Origin of the sequence: Blautia parvula (assembly GCF_020215665.1) — a bacterium.
Lineage (GTDB): Bacteria > Bacillota > Clostridia > Lachnospirales > Lachnospiraceae > Blautia > Blautia celeris.
Genome location: NZ_CP084061.1, coordinates 5,207,432 through 5,226,599, shown reverse-complemented (window position 1 = coordinate 5,226,599; position 19,168 = coordinate 5,207,432). Strand labels below are relative to the sequence as shown.

Sequence of the window (19,168 nt, the reverse complement as noted above, 5' to 3'; positions counted from 1 at the left end):
TAATCTACTTTATTTTACTATGCTCTGAAGGAAAATACAAGTTCGTTCCTTTATATGCGTGGAATCCACCCACAACAGATTTTACACGGAAGCCTCTCTGCATCAGTTCTCTGGCTGCCAGAAGGCTGGCGCTTCCTCTGTCGCAGTAGAGCACAAGGATCTTGTCAGCAGGCAGCTCCTCATAAATATCCAGCTCTTCATAGGGAATATTTACAGCTCCGTCAAAATGTCCCGCTTCATATTCTTCTCTGTCACGCAGATCTATAATCATAACATTTCTGTCACCATGATATCTGTCTAAATCATGGGCTGAAATTGTTTCAATACCAGTCATAAGAAATACCTTTTTCTTCTATTATATGCATTCCAAATCCAGGACGTAAATAACAGAAACCACGCAGAGCGTGGTTTCCCTAACATGAATCAGGGAGATTCCGGATTGGTGTCCGGAATCTCCCTGGCTGTATCCTCTTTTATACTAATTAATAACCGTACTCAGAAGATGTGTTGTTTTTAGAAGAATTTTTGCTGTTGGAGTTGGAGTTCTGTGAATTTTTGCTGTTGGAAGAAGATGCATTCTGAGAGTTTCTTGTTCCACAGTTCTCTGTTCCGTTTTTACTTCCTGAATAGGAATTCTTCTGTGAGTTCTGGGAATTCTGGGAGTTCTGAGAATTCTGGGAGTTCTGTGAGTTCTGAGAGTTCTGAGAATTCTGGGAGTTCTGTGAGTTCTGGGAGTTCTGAGAATTCTGAGAATTCTGAGAGTTCTGTGAATTCTGGGAGTTCTGTGAATTCTGAGAGTTGTTTGCATTAGTGGATTTGTTGCTGCCTAATTCATTGCTATAATTTTTAGCCATGACTTTACCTCCTGGTTGTACATTTTTTATTTACAGTCTTATTATGTCTTTTCTGCCTCAAAATATTCGCCGCAGTTCAATTCTTCTTGTTTTCGTCAATATATCCGTAAAAAGTAATAATATTCCTTTTTGTCATGCGTATCTCGTCAAAAAAGGATTGCATTTTTTTTCCTTTTATATTATAATATGGGTTGTAAAAAGAATTTACCCTTCAAAAATTTTTTTTACATTATAACCCCTTATTTAATTATTTATACTCCCCTCGAAACACCCTGTAGCTCCCCTACAGGGTGTTTCTCTTTTTATTTTTAAGAATACCGGGCAGCACCGGCTGCCCAGAAATACATTTTTGATACAAACGTGAAAAATCCGCAGCGGCCTCTCACAAAGCCCTGCGGATTTTCTTATTATGAGTTATCCAAAAACTGCCTCCTCCAGCATAGCACACAGCGTGTGGTACAGAGGCAGTGTATACTCCTGTACACGATATGTCTCTGTGGACGGCATGCGGAAACAGACGTCACAGTATTTTAAGAGAGCAGACTCCTTTTCTCCAGTTATCCCCAATACCTTCATGCCCTTTACTCTGGCAGTCTTTGCTCCCTCCACAATATTTGCGGAATTGCCAGATGTAGTCATTGCAATAAGCACATCTCCCGGCTGTCCGTAAGCATACACCTGCTGGGCAAATATCATGTCAAAGGAGGTATCATTTCCCACTGCAGTCATGAGGGAAGTGTAACTGTTCAATGAGATGGCCGGGATCCCCTGCTGCAGCTGCTCGGATAATACCTCTCCGCCTTCCAGACTCCTGAACTTTTCTTTCTCCTCGTCCGGCAGTTCGCGCTTCAGCAGGAAACCTTTCATCAGCTCTCCTACAATGTGCTCTGAATCAGAGGCGCTGCCTCCGTTGCCGCAGACCAGGATTTTCCCTCCATTTCTGCAGCTTTTCAGAAGAAGCTCAAAAGCTTCCCACACAGGCTGTTCCTTAAGAACCGGATAATCCTTCCGGAATTTTTCATAGACTGCATTTTCTCTGCCCATTTTTACCTCCCTGAATCGCAACGGAAAGTGCCGCATAATCACCAATCTTATTTCCCAGCTCAGCCGGCACGATCCGGCATCCCTCTCTTGAAATAGCCAGTGCTTCCTGCTCGATGACCCGCTGCGCACATGGCCACAGTAATTCTTCGCTTCTCTCATAGACACTGCCCAGTACAATAATCTCCGGATTCAGTATATCTATAAGGATAGCCAGCCCCCGGCCCAGATAGTAGCCGCTGGTTTCATAGATGTCAAGAGCCAGAGGGTCCCCGCTTTTTGCGGCAAGAGCTACGGTCTTTGCTGACAGCTCCTCTATCTGTTCAAAGCTCTGGCAGAAAGAAGGACGTTCACCGATCTGCAGCTTCTCCAACACCTTCATCCTGGCAATCTGGGCAATGCCTCCGCCGCTGCAGAATCCTTCAAAGGAGCCGGACTTGCCGAATCCCACAGGACCGCTTTCTGTCATTCTCACATGACCTACTTCTCCTGCCATATTGTTGGCACCATTGTAAAGCTTTCCGTCCAATATAAGACCGGCTCCCATCCCTGTGCCGTAGGTGAGAAATATCACATGCCGGCAGCCTCTGGCTGCTCCGAATTTCCATTCTGCCAGTGCACAGGCATTGGCGTCATTCTGTATGTATGTGGGCACCCGGAATTCCTTTTCCATAATATCCACAATGGGAATATTGTCCCAGCCATATAAATTAGGCGGATTTTTAACCACTCCCTTTATATGGTCCAAAGGCCCTCCGCAGCTTATCCCTATGGCCTGCAGTCTTTCCGTCTGTATATCATTACGCCCGAGAAGTGCCCGGACTGCTCCAAACAGATCATGGATCACGCAATCCGGTCCTCTCCTGGCCTCTGTAGCAAAGCATACTCTGTCAAATATTCGGCAGTCCTCATCTGCTTCCCCTGCCTCACCCAGCACTACTGCGCATTTTGTGCCGCCTATATCAATACCAATCACATAGTCTTTCATATCCCAATCTCCTCGCAGGCATTTTTAGCGCGTCACTTCTCCCATTCCATGAAATTCACCTCTGCAGGTTCAGAATCCACGGAACGGCTGACGAAAAATGTCTTAATCTCAAACGGCTTAAATTCCGCGCGAATGGTTTTTTCAAGGAAATGGATGCAGATATCTGCCTGACACTCCTTTCCCTCTGTCTCATAAAGCCTGAGGATATATCCATCCTGCTTCTCTGCCTTTTTAAGGGCAGACAGCACCACATTGTTCCTGCTCACCGTCAAAAGTTCCGCCTTCTGCGGATATTCGCCCTTATGGTATGTCTCGATCACTGTAACACAGGGCTGATTGAGTTCTTCTGCACGCTGCACCAGATGCGCCTCTCTGCCGCTGCCCAGGTGTGGTACGATGGTATAAGAGAAGTTCTGTATTCCCTGGTCTGTAAACTGATAGTCGTCTTCCTCCTCATCCAGAATATACGGATTGTGGTGGGCGTATACAGGACTTCTAAGAACTGTCAGCTCCATACAGTTTCCTTCCATGCAGGCACTGTATTTGCAGTCATTTAATATACCGATACCACAGATTATTTTATTATTGGCCTCCTGCATACCTGACAGGTCCATCCAGCGCTGAACCGGTTCTTCCTCCCCATTGCATGCTTTTTCTATACAGCCAAAAGGAATTTCATAGATTCCTCTGTACTGATCCAGAGCAACCGGGAACTGGATTTTTACACACCGGAATTTTTCCTGCCAGTTGATCTTTGCAGACACTCTGACGGATTTATCTTCCTTATATAATGTATATATTTGGACCAGGGTAGAGCTTTTGTACTTGCTGATCACACGGATACTGCTCCTTACCGGTCCATCCTCTGTCTTTTTCACGGATTTCGGTTCAAAGTATCCCTCTGTCTCATGAAATCTCGTGACTCCGTGGCTCCATGTGTCGGAGTTATCCTTTACCACCACAACTCGTCCAAAGGCTCCGTCACAGTATTCAATCTTGTTTTCCTTATCCCATATGGAAATAACAGCTCCTGTCTTCTCTTCAAACTGCACACGGACCAGAGCGTTTTCTAATACCAGGGCCTGCGATGTGTGTTCTGCCTCCTGCTCCTGATCCACTGCGTAGATGCGGAATACAGCGTAACCAAGTGACGGCACGCCTGCCTTGAAGACGATCCTGTTTCTGCCGTTTACCTTCGCGTCCGAAGATATTTTCTGGGACGGTACCACATTTCCGCTGCTGTCCTTTACGATATAAGACTCCCCTCTGCAGGAATTACCGAACATTCCGGTTTCCACTTCTACATATTCCTCTACGTCCCAGCCATGGGGATTGAAAACCACTGCGGGGAGCATATTCTCCTCCTGATCGATCCCGATATGGAAGGAAACTGCCTGAAGACTGTTATTCTCATTTCTCGCCGCAATGGACAGAGCTTCCCCTAATTCATTCCTGGTATCCTCATATGCCTTCTGAATACTGGAGCCTGCCAGGATGTCATGGAACTGGTTAAACAGAACACGTTTCCACCCCTCTGTCAGTCCCTCTGTATAGCCATGCCCTGACACAAGCTCTGACAGAACAGAAAACTTCTCTGCCCTCAGAAGCGCATTCTCCGCCTTGCGGTTATAGCGTTTCACCTGTGATTCCGCACTGTAACAGCCGCTGGAATGATGCTGCAGATCCCCATGCACTACCGGCAGGTCATATTCCCTCTCCTTAAGTTTCTCGAAGTAAAAGTCAGGATCCGCAAAAATGATTTCCACGTCATCCCATTCTCTCTGCAGCTTTTTCACAGTTTCAATATTTTCGATTGTAGGACCTCCACCGTGGTTGCCCACACCGTAGAAACACATCAGCTCATCCACACCGGCGTCAAATTCCTCTCTGCAGGCTCTCATGTGATCCTCCAGCCTGCCGAATGTGCAGTAGGAAAACGGCAGCCGAAAAGCATGTACCCTGGAACCGTCATCTGATTCCCAGATAAAATTCCTGGCCGGCAGGCCTTTTTCATGAGGACCCGGCCGCATGAATACATAATTCTCCATGCCGGACAACTGCAGGATCTGCGGCATCATTCCCTGGTGACCAAAGCTGTCCACATTGTATCCTGTTTTGGCTGTTACACCGAATTTTTCCATAAAATAATTCTGGGCTATCAAGGCATGACGGGCAAAAGATTCTCCGCAGGGGATATTACAGTCAGGCTGCACCCACCAGCCTCCGCAGATCACCCAGCGCCCTTCTCTTATCCTCTTTTCGATCTCTGAAAACATTTCCGGATCATTTTTTTCAATCCACTCATAGAACTGTGCGGAGCTTGATGTAAATATTACATCCTCGTATTCACCCAAACGCTCCAGCGCAGATTTACAGGTAGCTTTATTCTCCTGGAATCCCTCCTGCCACGGCCAGAGCCATACAGGGTCAAGATGTGCATTTCCGATCATATACATTTTCTTCATAAACGTAACCTCCCAATTTCAGTAAGATGTGCATTTGCAATCAGCCCTTTGACGCTCCGGTCATTGCAAATCCTTTTGACATATAGTTTTGTGAGAAGAAATATAAAACAAACACAGGAAGCATATAGACAATGGAATAAGCCGCCAGTTGTCCGTAGATGACCTGTCCGCGCTCCCCAAAGAAGCGGTAAATATTTACGGCAGCCGGTATCTTCTCTGTGGACTGCAGTAAAATGAGCGGTACAAAAAAGTTTCCCCAGCTTCCCACAAAGGTGAACATGGCAACTGTAAATAATCCGGGGAGCATCAGCGGAAGCACCACATGAACCACACTCTTGACGGCAGACGCACCGTCTATCCACGCCGCCTCCTCCAGATCCACGGATACTCCATCCAGAAAGTTTTTCATCATCCAGATTCCGTAAGGAAGACCGGAAGCTGAAAGAAAAATAATGGTTCCGCCTATAGAGTCCACCAGCTTCATCATGATAAACATCTGATAGACCGGCACCATAACCGCCGTTATGGGAATAGAAGTCAGAAACAGCATTCCCATAGTGATCTTCTGCCCCGTCTTCAGCTCATATCTTGACAGAGGATACGCTGCCAGCAGGGAACATACCAGCACTATGCCTGTCTGTACCACGGAGATGAATAGGCTGTTCAGGAATCCTCTCTGGTTTTTGGCATCTGTGAGAATAACCCTGAAATTCTCAACACTCATATACTTTGGCACTGCGAAGGCCTGGCTGGCTTCCGGATTAAAAGCCGCAAACACCAGCCACAGAAGAGGAAGTAAAAATGCTCCCGCAATGATGAGCAATACCATATAGGGAATGACTTTCTGTAGGTTTTTCTTTTTTTTCTTCATGATGATCCCCTCCTAATTGCCGTCATTTGCACGTATCAGCCTGATATATACAAGGCTCAGCAGAATACCGATCGCCAGAATAAAGAGGGCAATTGCCATTCCGTATCCTATCTGATATGCAATGAAGGCCTTCTGATACATGAAAATAGAAAGTGTTGTAGTCATAATAGCCGGCCCGCCTCCTGTCATGGCGAACACAAGGCCGAAAGCGCCCAAGGTGGACAGTGTAACGATCACAAACGTAGTTGCCATGGTGCTCTTTATCATGGGCAGTGTGATCCTGAGCAGTATCTGGAGTCCGCCTGCGCCGTCTATCCTGGCAGCCTCCACAATATCATCTGATATATTGTCCAGGGAAGCCTGGAACATCATCATGGAATATGCGGATCCCTTCCATATATTTGCTATGACAACACAGGCCATCGGAAATGTAAAAAGCCATGAAACCGGTGATGCCCCGAAAATGCCTATGATTTTATTCAATGTACCGGCATCGGCAAAAAAGGAGCTGAACATAAACGCTGCGATCACCTCCGGAGTGATCCAGCCTGCCACTACTGTAAAGCCGACAAATTTACGAACCAGCCTGTTTTTCCCCCTCATGAGGGACGCAAGCAGAAATCCCAGGCATTGCTGCCCGATAATACCTGAAAACACCAGAAATACCATTGTATTCTTTAATACGGTAAGCAGTTTAGGGTCTTTGAAAATCTCAATAAAATTCCTGAAACCTACGAATTTCATTGCCTGTGCAGAACTCCCCGTCAGTGAAATGTCTGTAAAAGAAAAAAAGACAGTCATGATCATGGGGCCAATGAAGAAAACGCCCAGCAGTAAAATTGATGGGGAGAAAAAAAGTGCCGTTTTCCATATCTTTCGTTTTTGTTGATTTCTTGTTCCAACCATCCTCAGTCTCTCCTTTAAAGATTCAGCTTGGAGCAATGCTCCAAGCTGAATGCAGATCCCTTATTTCACAGTCACATTTTCCTCGCCCACAATTCGTTTCATCTCTGACTCAAAGGTAGCTGCCGCATCATCCGGACTTGCGCTGCCCATAGCAATACTCTCCACTACCTCTGTGAACATAGTTGTAAGGGTGGAATATCCCTCTACAGAAGGTCTGAAATGTGCGTAGGGCAGCATTTCACCGGCCTCTTTTACTACAGACATCTTCTGTGATAAGTAAGTCTCATCCTCCATTACGTCTTTACGCACTGCCAGGTCTCCTGAGAACATGGCATATTTAAGCTGACAGTCTTTTCCTGCAATAAATTTCAGAAGCTCTTCGCCGCCGGCTTTATTGTTGGCATTCTTTGGAATTGCCCAGGTCCAGCCGCCTGACATGGTGCTGAAACCATCTCCGCTGCCATCATATGTAGGTATCTTCGCAACTGCCCAGGTATCCAGACCTTCCGGCCATTCATAGGTTCTGCCTTCGCCCCAGTTGCCTGGTACCCAGCTTCCTGTGAAGATCATACCCAGTTTGCCATTCTTCATATAATCACTTACAAAAAGGTCTTCTACTTTCTGCTGTGACACGATGCTGAGTGGCGCACCGATTTTTTCCACATTGTAAACGTCGTTTACAAAATTGTAGACCTTCAGTAAATTCTCTTTATCAACAACCCATTTCTTTGTATCAAAATCATAGAGAGTTCCGCCGGTTCCTGAGTAAAGTTCCTGGAATGTCCTCATGGAAGTCTCCTCAGGTGAGGTCTTGGACGCATACAGGAAGAATGGAATGAATCCGTCACCTCCCACTTCTTTCAGCTTCTTGCCGGCCTCAATGATCTCATCCCAGTTCTTGGGCTGGAAAGGAACAGAAACGCCTGCTTCTTCCATCAGTTTCTTATCATACCAGAGACACTGTGTATCTGTAGAGAACGGAACACCGTACTGCACTCCGTCCGCTCCCTTGGCACCGTCCAGAATAGCCTGCTCAAACTGGCCTGCATCCTCCCAGTTCTTCATGAATTCATCCAGCGGTTCCAGATAGCCCGCCTCGGCGTCAGACATGATCATGAAGCCGTCCTCTGTGATCAGGTCCGGGGATGTCTCTTTCGACTGCATCATCATGGTGATCTTAGTGTACATATCAGAGCCATTGACGATCTCAATGATCTCCACTTTCTTTCCCGGATTCTGTTTCTCAAATTCATCTGCCAGCCCTCTGTAGAAATCAACACGGTCTGCCCCCACAGCCATTTTGATCACGTCAGAGTCAGCGGAAGTACTGCCGGTTTCTTCTGTTTCCGCCTTTTTTGTCTCGTCTGCCGGTTTGTCACCTCCGCCTCCGCATCCGATCAGTGATACACACATCATAGCTGCCAGCAGTCCTGCAATTTTCTTCTTAAACATAAAAATACCTCCTCCTTTGTACTGAAAACCAGTTTACTGGTTCTTTCTTTTTGATGAGTATATAGTAACATTAATTTACTATAAAGTCAATTCATTTTACTATATAGTGTGCAATTCGACCTTTTTCACATTTTTATTCTAATTTTTTTGTGCATTTTTCACTTACGGCTCCGCTTTGCGCAACCATAAAGTAAACCATCCGTACTATTGCCTTTTATTGACATCTATACTATAATGAATTTAAACGAATAATGTTACTTTGTATTAAGGATGCACAATCACGATTTTATTATATAAAGGCGGTATTTTATGCAGGAAAAAACTGGTTCCAACATTCAGGATGTGAAATCAAAAAACAGAATGCTTGTTCTAAAACATATTGCAACAGGCAGTGGAATTTCAAGAGTTGATATTGCCCGGAGCACCGGGCTGTCAAAAATGACGGTGGGCAACATAGTAACGGAGCTTCTCAGTTCCGGCCTTGCGGAAGAAACTACAAATGCCTCCAACAACACTTCCGCCAATTATGGGCGCAGACCTATTTTGCTGACACTTGCCCAAAATTCTCCCTGTATCTGCGGTATGCTGATCAAAAGAAAACTATGCCAGGTCGTTCTCTCTGATTTGGGGGGCAGGATATTTAAGCAGGTGGATTCCCCCTATAACACCCTTGACAGTTCAGAGGATCTGCTGCAGATCCTCCTCAAGGCTTATAACGAATGTGCTGGGAGCACAGAACGGCGTATCACAGCAATTGGAATAGCCTCCCTCGGACCGCTGGATTCCTCACGGGGGATTATTTTAAATCCGCCCTATTTCTACGGTATCGAAAATCTGCCCATTGTCTCTATCATCAGTAAAAATACAGGACTGCCTGTATTTCTGGTCAATGACGCAACGGCAGGCGCGTTTTCGGAAAAATTATTTGGCTCCGGCACCTCCATATCCAATTTTGCTTATCTTCATATTATGAATGGAATCGGAGCCGGATTTATTCTGAACCATGCCTTATATGATGGGGATTCCGGGCAGAGCGGTGAGATCGGACATACATCCATCAATTTTGACGGTCCTCTCTGCGCCTGCGGCAACCGGGGATGCCTTGATCTGTATGCGAATCTGGACAACCTGCAGCAAAGGATAAAGGAGCTTGCCCCTTTTTACTCCAATTCCCCCTTATCCACGCCCAAGACGCCAAGCTGGCTGGATATTATTTCAGCAGGTAATCAGCACGACCCGCTGGCGATCACTGTTTTGGAAGAATTCTGCTCTTATATCGCCTATTCGCTGACCAATACCCTGAATCTTCTGAATCTCTCCACCATAATCGTGGGATACGATTCTGATGGCACCAATACCATAATTGAGGACCTCTTGTATCACAAACTGTCCAAAATAACCCTTACGGCAAAATTCAACCCGCTGTCCATCCTCCACTCCACTTTCGGCGGAAATGCACCTCTCATCGGCTCTGTCGCCCTTGCTGCAGACAAGATATTCAGCGGCCACCTCACACTTCTGGAGCTGGAAACTTTGTAACGCATAAAAGGCTCTGTATATTATGAAATAATCAACACTTATTCCATAATATACAGAGCCTTTCCATCTTCACTTTTCTTCTACATCTTCCTGCGCAGAAAAGAAAGCAGGATCAAAACCGCAGCAATAGGCAGTACCACCGGCAGAAGTGCGCTGACAATACTGATAATGAGAGCAATCACGCCCATCACGATCAGGATTCCCAGAACCAGACGGACCGTGGGATTATTATGCATTTTTTCCTGCACATGTTGAAATCCGCCGCCTGTACTTCCTGTACCATCCTGGCTGTAGGATGACTGGCTATAGGAAGATTGACTGTAAGAAGACTGGCTGCCATATCCGTCCTGGCTGGAAGAGCCGGATGCACCGGAAGTTTCCAGAATCGTGCGGGCAATCAGACGTGGATCTCCCAGACGCCCTGTCACCTCTGTCTCAGATGCACCTTTTCTTATCTCGTCACTGATATACTGGTCGTAATATTGTATATGTCCGTTCACAACATTTTGAGAAAGCTCCTCTGAGAGTGTTTCCCGCAGTACCTCTAAAAATTCTCGTTTGCTCATGGCCTTAAAATCCTTTCCTGTTATATCGCCATCTTATCATATCTTTCCCAAAAAGTAATGATAATTCATTAAAATTTTTCTTAAAAAAATAAAAACACCCTGCCTTCGCTGCATGTACAGCATCCGGCAGGGCATTCTTCCTTTTAACTTAATACGGAACCAAGCGCTCCATATCCCAAAAAGCACATGATGATCGTGGCCATACAGAGTCCCAGCAGAATGGCAGGAACGGATTTTTTCAGATCCACTTCAAGAAGGGACGCGATCAAAGCCCCTGTCCACGCGCCGGTACCCGGCAGCGGGATTCCCACAAAGAGAACAAGTCCCCAGAACTCATATTTTTTAATCTTGTCACTCTTTCCCATAGCTCTGTTTTCCAGCTTCTCGATCAGAGGGCGGAACAGTTTTGTCTTCTTCAGCCATTTAAATATCTGCCTGATAAAGAGCAGAATAAACGGGATAGGGATGATATTCCCGATGACGCAGGCAATGACAGCCTGAAGCATGGGAATCTTCAATACGGTTGCCAGTAAAAGTCCGCCCCTCAGTTCCAGAATGGGAACCATGGAAATCAGGAAAACCGCTGCCTCCGGTGTCAGAAAGGACGGCATATTTTCAGCAAACCAATGTACTACGGATTCCATTAAAACCTCCTGTTACTTCACCTGAAACTCCTCAGCAAGGGCTTTAAAGCCAGGCATAGAATTCATGATTGTTTCGTAGGATACGCAGTAGGCAATCCGCACATAACCCGGGCAGGCAAAGGAAGATCCCGGAACGATCAGGATATGATATTTCTTTGCTGCCGCACAGAAGACTTTCTCGTCCTCCACCGGAGATTTTACAAACAGATAGAACGCGCCTTCCGGCTTAATGCACTCAAATCCCAGTTCTTTCAGTCCGTTATATAAAGCCTCACGGTTGCGGTTGTAAAACGGTACGTCTACTTTGGCATCCAGACATTTTGCGACAACTTTCTGCATCAGGGACGGGGCATTGACATAGCCCAGAATACGGGTGGCCACGTTCGCTGCTGCAATGACATCCTCAGCATCACTCACTTCGTCCGGAATCACCAGATAACCGATACGCTCACCCGGAAGGGACAGGGATTTGCTGTAGGAATAACCAATGATAGCATTTTCATAGTATTTTGTCAAATAGGGGACCTCAATTCCATCGTAAACCAGCTCTCTGTAAGGCTCATCTGAAATAAGGTAGATGTCTGTACCCAGCTCTTTTTCCCTGCTGCGGAGGATATCTGCCATCTTCTTGATGGTATCCTCAGAATAGACAACACCTGTAGGGTTGTTGGGAGAGTTGATGATCACAGCTTTAGTCCTGGCAGTGATCTTCTGCTCCAGCTCTTCCAGATTCGGCTGGAAAGTCTCTGTATTCGGGCTTACTACCACAATTTTCCCGTCATAATTGGACACATAGCTGTTGTACTCGCCGAAATACGGGGCAATGACAATCACTTCATCTCCCGGATTCAGCAGCGTTTTCAGGATCACATTCAATCCTCCCGCTGCGCCAACGGTCATAATAATATTCTTCTCACCAAAGGAAGTCTGGAATTTTCTGTTAATGGAATCCGCGATTGCTGCCCTTACGTCCTCATATCCGCTGTTGTTCATATAACCGTGCAGTACAACCGGGTCTTCCTTCTCCAATTCCTCAAAAACTGCCTTCTTCACCTCAGCCGGTGCCGGAACATTGGGATTTCCAAGACTGAAATCATATACATTCTCTGCTCCGTACTTTGCAGCCATAATCTTGCCTTCCTCAAACATGGCACGTATAGCTGAACTGTTTTTTACCAAATTCACCATTTTATCTGCTATCATATTACTACTCTTCCTTTCTATGTAATCTTTCCCGGCAGCTATTCAGCCGGCGAAGCGTTACCGGCATCCACTCTTTAAGACCGCTCTGTAACAGGGTGATACCTGATGCCGCTGCTCTTATGTCCGGCCGGCGCAGTAAATGCGCAGTCCCGGCCGGACAGTCAGCTCTCCTGAACATATTTCAGACTGCGCTTCACAGTCATACTCAATTTCGGATACTTAAGATTATACCATTTTCCACCAGACAAAATCAACGTTTTAACACATTAAACCAAAAAAATATTTCTTTTTCTATACAAAGGACAGTTTATAAAGGCTGCTGTAGAGACCATCCCTCTGCATCAGCTCCTCATGAGTCCCCTCCTCTGCGATTCCGTCATCTGTCAGTACAAGGATTCTCTGGGCTTTGCGGATGGTGGACAGTCTGTGGGCAATGACAAATGTAGTCCTGTCCTTTGCCAGGCTCTCCAGGGACTGCTGCACGATCTTCTCGCTTTCATTGTCAAGGGCGGATGTGGCCTCATCGAAGATCAATATGGGCGGGTTCTTCAGGAACACCCTGGCAATAGACAGCCTCTGTTTCTGACCCCCTGAGAGTTTTACGCCCCTCTGTCCAATATCCGTGTCATAGCCATCCTCCAGTCCCATAATAAATTCATGGGCATTGGCTGCTTTGGCAGCGCGAAGCACTTCTTCGTCCGTGGCGTCCGGCTTTCCATACCGGATGTTCTCCATCACTGTCCCGGCAAACAGATACACGTCCTGCTGTACAATGCCTATATGGTTCCTGAGACTCTGCAGCTTGATCTTTCTCACATCCGTGCCGTCCAGGCATACGCTTCCGCTGCTCACATCATAGAATCGGGGAATGAGGCTGCACAGGGTTGTCTTACCCGCACCTGAGCTTCCCACAAGGGCCACATATTCCCCGGCCTTCACGGTCAGGTCCACATGGCTTAACACTTCCTCCTGGCTCTCCTCATAGCGGAAGGAAACATCGCGAAAAGCAATTTCTCCCTTCACATCTCCAAGCTCCACCGCGTCCGGCACATCCTTGATATCCGGCGCGATCGCCATGATCTCCAGAAACCGGGAATATCCGCTGTATCCGTTCTGGAACTGTTCTGTAAAGGTGATTAGCTTTTTCACCGGGTCTGTAAAGTTATTGATGTAGAGAAGCACTGTCACCAGATCCTCCACAGGCATTTTCCCCCTGGTCATAAAAAATGCACCGACCAGCAGCACTGTTATAGTGATCAGGGTTGTAAATGCGCCCATACCGGAATTGTAAGTACCCATGTACTTATAGCTGCGCTTCTTGGAATCCACAAAGCGCTCATTGCCCCTCTGGAATTTTTTCATTTCTTCCTTTTCGTTGGCAAAGGATTTCACCACACGGATTCCGGAAAGGCTGTCCTCGATCTGTGTATTGATATCTGCGATCCTGGCTCTGTTCTCTCTGAATGCTGACTTCATTTTCCTGTTGTAAATAAACGCATAGACCAGAAGAAACGGCACAAACAGAAACGCTGACAGAGCAAGCTTTGTATTGATAAACATGAGAATGATAAACGCACCGATAAATTTAATGATAGAGATCACCAGATCCTCCGGCCCGTGGTGAAGCAGTTCACTGATATCAAACAGGTCAGAGGTGATTCTGGACAACAGATGCCCCACCTTCTGGTTGTCATAGAAGGCAAAAGACAGCTTCTGGTAATGTCCGAAAATCTCATTCCTCATGTCCCGCTCAATCCTTGCTCCCATGATATGCCCGTAATAGGCAATATAAAAATTACAGAACGCCTCAACCAGCACCAGCGCCACCATGAAGATTCCCAGCTTTACGATCAGATCGGTGGCTTCCTGCACAGGCTGATTCACCACCGTGCTGGTAATATAGCGTACGATCAGCGGTATCACAAGGGTGATCCCCGCTCCTAAAATAGCAAAAAACAAGTCAGAAAAAAACAAACCCTTATAGGGCTTATAATAGCTGACCAGTCTTTTCAGTGTTTTTCCCATCTCTTTTTGTCTCTCCTTTTCTTCTTCTTGTCGTTGTGGGTTAGCATCATAATCCCAGTATAAAACAGGACACTGCTTTTGGCAATGTCCTGTTTAACAAACTTTTATATGGGAAAACTGTCCCGCACGCACAGCGCCCCATACCCGGTCTGGTTATTTGGATAAGGCCCTCCCAGCAGATGACGCGCACCCCTGCGGAAATACGCCTTTACTTTCTCCCCATAGAGAAAGGGATCATTCCCTCTCACGATTCCCCACTCCATCAAAAGGGCTGCCGAGCCTGTAACAAAAGGCGTGGCAAAGGAAGTTCCCGTTCTGGATGTATATCCGCCGTTTGGAGAAGCAGTTGTAATATCCACGCCCGGAGCCGCTATGTCCGGCTTTACCATATTGGTAACTCTGGTAAACCCCCGTCCGGAAAAATCCGCGTAGGCCTGATATCTGGAATTATAGGCCCCCACAGAGATTACCCGCCCTGCCGTGGAGGGAATGGTAAGGGTGATCTCCGGCACAGGAAACAGAAAACGTGTCCCCTCGTTCAGAGCAGCACCCCCGGGCATCCACAGATTGTACCTTCCATCCACAATTCTTCCCGGAATCAGATTGACTTTCCACACGCCGCTGTCCACATAGGTGTTCTGGGGGATAAAATCGATGAAAATCTCCTGCGACAGGCTGAAAGGACTTGGTTTTCCGTAGTAGATGAGAATCTGCGTAGTCCCCAGATTAAACCGCTGAGGCCCCAATATCTCCTGAAACGGGCCTGCCACCTGTCCGTTTGGATGCTGCAGGGAGATATCCATCCGGTCCACATACTGCTTCCATATCTGCAGATTCATTCCCGTCTCATAACCGCCGATCTGAAGCGGAACCACCTGACTCTCTCCCTGTGCCAGGATTCCTGAGGTGTGCACAGCCTTATTCCCCTCATTTCCCGTTCCCACGCAGATCACGGTCCGTCCCAGACTGGATACATTGTCCAGATACGCCTCAATAAGTGATTCACCGCTGTGGGAACCGTAATTATTTCCGAAGCTTAAATTCAGAGCAAGGGGCATCCCCATGGCAATGGACTGACGGATACAGTAGTCAACCCCCTGCATCAGCTCTGTCGTCCTGGGAAATCCCTCTTCCTGCGGTGTTCCCAGCTTCACAACAATGATCTGACTCTCTGAAGCCACACCCCTGTGAAGTCCTCCGGAAGCCCTTCCGCTGCCGGCCGCGATACCGAGAACACCGGTGCCGTGTCCGCTCAGATCACGGCTTGGGACTACAGAATACCGCTCCGATGACGCGGGTCTGCGAAGCGCTTCATCGATCTGCTCCTTGGTATACTCGGTTCCGATGACATAGCCCTGGGGCGGGCTGCCGGGCACAGTCTGATCCCACAGCCTCAGAATACGGCTGCTTCCGTCCTCATTGCGGAAATCCGGGTGTGCATAATCCACCCCTGAATCCACACAGCCCACAAGCACGCCTGCACCGAAAAGCGGCTGTCCGAGAGGTGAAAATCCGCTCTGCACCGGATTGATGCAGGAAGCAGCGCGCCCCTGCTCCACTGCGAAAAACAATCTTTTGGGCATTTCTATGAACTCTATCTGAGGATAATCCGTAAGACCCTGAATCTGGCTTTCCGGCACGGAGAGAATGGCAAAACCACCCAGCAGTTCCACTGCCCGAATCTCCGGATTCAGTGCCCCCTGCAGACTTCCTGAATATTTTACGATCAAATCCCATCTCCGCTCCTCCGGCTCAAATCCCACATCCAGCACAAGAGATCTCTCCCTCTCCCGGGGTGTGGCATCCAGAGCCAGATTCAGAAGATTTTCCAGCTTCTGATCCTGCATGGCAACTCCTGATTTTTGCTGTATCTCTCCATTATATGCAAAAAAAGCAGCCGAAATCTGTCTTTTATAAAACAGATTTCGGCTGCTGTCATATATTTGGTCAAACAGGCTTACGCTGACCGAATCACATTTAACCCTGAAGTGATTTCGTCTTGGTCATAACATGATACGGGCCTGCCACAAAGAACACACCGCCTATCATATTTCCGATCGTCACGAATAACAGGTTGTAGAAATAACCTCCTATGCTGACTGCCGCATCACCTGCGTTCAAAAGCCCAACTGCCAGAATACTCATATTGGCAACGCTGTGCTCAAATCCGCAGATCATAAATACGAAGATACACCAGAATACCATGATCAGCTTTCCTGATTCAGATTTCATCTTTAATGCACACCATACAGCCAGACAAACCAGGATATTACAGAAAATACCCCTTACCAGAAGCTGTACCGGTGTCAGTGACATCTTTGCAGCTGCTACCTGTGCGAAATAAGCACCTATATCACCTTTCGGCACTCCGGTGAGCTGGAATCCTGCTACACCCAGCAAAGAGCCGAGAATATTCCCCACATAACACAATATCCATGCTTTGACCGTCTTGCCCCAGGGAATACATCCATTGAAAGATGCACTTCCGAGAACCATATTGTTGCCTGTAAACAGCTCGGCACCCGCCATGATAACAAGGCTCAAAGCTGCGGCAAATGCAAAAGCCTGCACTGCTTTCAGCATTGGTGACCCTGCTGCATTCAGAGGTGTTCCCAGCGTAAATGTCACAAAACTTCCAAAGGCAATGAAAAGCCCTGCGGTGATGGAAGATACCATATATCCGAAGGTATTGTTCTCCATGAAGTTTATCTTTCCTTTTGCCGCGTTGCAGACTGCATTGAATTCATCAAAATACATACATTTTCCCCCGCTTCTTTAGCTAAATTATGTATACAAAATTCAGGTACGGCTTAACCGTACCTGAATTGTCCTATATTTAGTTTTCAATATGAATTTTGCTTAGAACAGACCGGAAATCTTTCCTGTCTCGTCAACATCGATTCTCTCTGCAGCCGGAACTTTCGGCAGACCGGGCATGGTCATGATCTCTCCGGTAAGAGCAACAATGAAGCCGGCACCTGCGGAAATCTTCAGGTTACGAACTGTTACTTCAAAGTCTTTCGGTGCGCCCAGTTTTGTCTGGTCATCTGTCAGGCTGTACTGTGTCTTAGCCACACAGATCGGGCAGTTTCCATATCCAAGAGCTTCTAACTGAGCAGCCTGTTTCTGCGCATTTGCAGTCAGAACAGCTTTCTTGCCGCCGTAGATCTTCTGAACGATCTGGTTTAACTTGTCCTCAATGCTTCCTTCCAGTTCATAGGAGAAAGTAAAGTCATTCGGTTCTTCCACAAGACGTACCACTTCTTTAGCCAGTGCAACGCCGCCTTCGCCGCCTTTTGCCCAAACTTCGGAAAGTGCAACATTAACGCCCAGTTCTTTACATTTTGCTTCTACCAGGTCAAGCTCTGCCTTGGTATCTGTGGGGAATGCGTTGATCGCAACAACACACGGCAGTTTGTAAACGTTTGTGATATTGCTTACATGTTTCAGTAAGTTCGGGAGACCTTTTTCCAGTGCTTCCAGGTTCTCGTTGTTCAGTTCTGCTTTCGGCACGCCGCCGTTGTATTTCAGGGCACGTACAGTAGCTACGATAACAACTGCGCTCGGTGTCAGGCCAGCCATACGGCATTTGATATCCAGGAATTTCTCTGCGCCTAAGTCAGCACCGAATCCTGCTTCTGTGATAGCATAATCGCCTAATTTCAGTGCCATCTTGGTAGCGATCACAGAGTTACATCCGTGAGCGATATTAGCGAATGGTCCGCCGTGAACGATTGCTGGTACATGCTCCAGAGTCTGAACCAGGTTCGGTTTCAGAGCGTCTTTCAGCAGTGCGCACATAGCACCTTCTGCATGTAAGTCATGAGCTGTAACAGGTTTCTGCTCGGAAACCTTACCATATGTATAACCAACGATGATTCTTCCCAGTCTTTCCTTCAGGTCTGTAATGTCTTTTGCCAGACACAGAACAGCCATGATCTCGGAAGCAACTGTGATATCGTATGCCGTCTTCTCTCGGACAGCCGTTTGTCTTTCCGCCCAGACCATCAACTACGAAACGAAGCTGGCGGTCATTCATGTCAACACATCTTCTCCAGGTAATCTTTCTTGGGTCAATGTTCAGGTCGTTGCCCTGATAAATATGATTATCCAGCATTGCTGCCAGCAGATTGTTTGCCGCACCGATTGCGTGGAAGTCACCTGTAAAATGCAGGTTGATATCTTCCATTGGAACTACCTGTGCATAACCGCCGCCTGCAGCACCGCCCTTTACACCGAATACCGGTCCCAGGGATGGCTCACGGAGCGCTACCATTACATTTTTACCTAATTTCTGAAGGCCATCAGCCAGACCTACGGTTGTGGTTGTCTTTCCTTCTCCGGCAGGTGTCGGGTTGATAGCTGTAACCAGAACCAGTTTTCCGTTCGGTTTATCAGATTCTTTTAACAGATTGTAGTCAATTTTAGCTTTGTACTTACCGTACTGCTCCAGATATTTATCATCAATACCTGCTTTTTCTGCAATCTTGGTAATTGGCTCCATTGTGCACTCCTGTGCGATTTCGATGTCTGTTTTGAATCCCATGTTAATACCCTCCTTTTCATGGCAATAGTCTTGTTTTCTGCATGATTCCGCCGCTGTCTGCATATGAA

General features: G+C 47.0%; 14 protein-coding genes and 1 pseudogene. 1 reads left to right on the top strand and 14 read right to left on the bottom strand.

Annotated elements, in window-relative coordinates; translation table 11 throughout:
- Positions 1-4 precede the first annotated feature (4 nt).
- The 7 genes from LC508_RS23785 to LC508_RS23755 form a co-directional block, all read right to left on the bottom strand.
- Complete coding sequence (locus tag LC508_RS23785) at positions 5-334, bottom strand: rhodanese-like domain-containing protein (RefSeq protein WP_033141869.1); 330 nt, start codon at positions 332-334, stop codon at positions 5-7.
- A 934-nt stretch (positions 335-1,268) separates the two neighbouring features.
- Complete coding sequence (locus LC508_RS23780) at positions 1,269-1,898, bottom strand: D-sedoheptulose-7-phosphate isomerase (protein WP_054353270.1); 630 nt, start codon at positions 1,896-1,898, stop codon at positions 1,269-1,271.
- Positions 1,873-2,883: an ROK family protein gene (locus LC508_RS23775; protein WP_033141871.1), complete on the bottom strand. Its 1,011-nt coding sequence runs from the start codon at positions 2,881-2,883 to the stop codon at positions 1,873-1,875. The genes LC508_RS23780 and LC508_RS23775 overlap by 26 nt, the downstream gene beginning before the upstream one ends.
- Positions 2,884-2,915: 32 nt before the next feature.
- A complete protein-coding gene (locus tag LC508_RS23770; RefSeq protein WP_103732918.1) occupies positions 2,916-5,348 on the bottom strand; it encodes an alpha-mannosidase in 2,433 nt (810 codons plus the stop codon).
- A gap of 40 nt (positions 5,349-5,388) precedes the next feature.
- Positions 5,389-6,219, bottom strand: a complete 831-nt coding sequence (locus LC508_RS23765; RefSeq protein ID WP_118593865.1) for a carbohydrate ABC transporter permease — start codon at positions 6,217-6,219, stop codon at positions 5,389-5,391.
- Between the two features lie 12 nt (positions 6,220-6,231).
- Positions 6,232-7,125, bottom strand: a complete 894-nt coding sequence (locus tag LC508_RS23760; RefSeq protein WP_033141874.1) for a carbohydrate ABC transporter permease — start codon at positions 7,123-7,125, stop codon at positions 6,232-6,234.
- A gap of 60 nt (positions 7,126-7,185) precedes the next feature.
- Positions 7,186-8,577, bottom strand: a complete 1,392-nt coding sequence (locus tag LC508_RS23755) for an extracellular solute-binding protein (RefSeq protein ID WP_052099525.1) — start codon at positions 8,575-8,577, stop codon at positions 7,186-7,188.
- 309 nt (positions 8,578-8,886) lie between these two features.
- On the opposite strand from LC508_RS23755, the gene LC508_RS23750 reads away from it, so the two are divergent.
- Complete coding sequence (locus LC508_RS23750) at positions 8,887-10,116, top strand: ROK family transcriptional regulator (protein ID WP_054353276.1); 1,230 nt, start codon at positions 8,887-8,889, stop codon at positions 10,114-10,116.
- An 80-nt stretch (positions 10,117-10,196) separates the two neighbouring features.
- Here the strand turns inward: LC508_RS23750 and LC508_RS23745 are convergent, their stop codons facing one another.
- The 7 genes and pseudogenes from LC508_RS23745 to LC508_RS28660 all read right to left on the bottom strand — a co-directional run bounded on the left by LC508_RS23745 (position 10,197) and on the right by LC508_RS28660 (position 19,100).
- Positions 10,197-10,682, bottom strand: a complete 486-nt coding sequence (locus LC508_RS23745; protein ID WP_033141876.1) for a DUF1700 domain-containing protein — start codon at positions 10,680-10,682, stop codon at positions 10,197-10,199.
- A 143-nt stretch (positions 10,683-10,825) separates the two neighbouring features.
- A complete protein-coding gene (locus LC508_RS23740) occupies positions 10,826-11,326 on the bottom strand; it encodes a COG2426 family protein (protein WP_033141877.1) in 501 nt (166 codons plus the stop codon).
- 12 nt (positions 11,327-11,338) lie between these two features.
- Positions 11,339-12,529 carry a pyridoxal phosphate-dependent aminotransferase gene (locus LC508_RS23735; RefSeq protein WP_103732396.1) on the bottom strand — a complete coding sequence of 397 codons (1,191 nt, stop codon included), beginning with the start codon at positions 12,527-12,529 and terminating at the stop codon, positions 11,339-11,341.
- Positions 12,530-12,820: 291 nt separating this feature from the next.
- Positions 12,821-14,554, bottom strand: a complete 1,734-nt coding sequence (locus tag LC508_RS23730; RefSeq protein WP_033141879.1) for an ABC transporter ATP-binding protein — start codon at positions 14,552-14,554, stop codon at positions 12,821-12,823.
- 104 nt (positions 14,555-14,658) lie between these two features.
- Complete coding sequence (locus tag LC508_RS23725) at positions 14,659-16,401, bottom strand: S8 family peptidase (RefSeq protein WP_033141880.1); 1,743 nt, start codon at positions 16,399-16,401, stop codon at positions 14,659-14,661.
- 130 nt (positions 16,402-16,531) lie between these two features.
- The gene (locus tag LC508_RS23720; protein ID WP_033141881.1) at positions 16,532-17,311 is read right to left on the bottom strand and encodes a formate/nitrite transporter family protein; all 780 of its coding nucleotides are present in this window, start codon (positions 17,309-17,311) and stop codon (positions 16,532-16,534) included.
- Between the two features lie 102 nt (positions 17,312-17,413).
- Positions 17,414-19,100 (bottom strand): annotated as a pseudogene (locus tag LC508_RS28660) (formate--tetrahydrofolate ligase).
- Between the last annotated feature and the right edge of the window lie 68 nt (positions 19,101-19,168).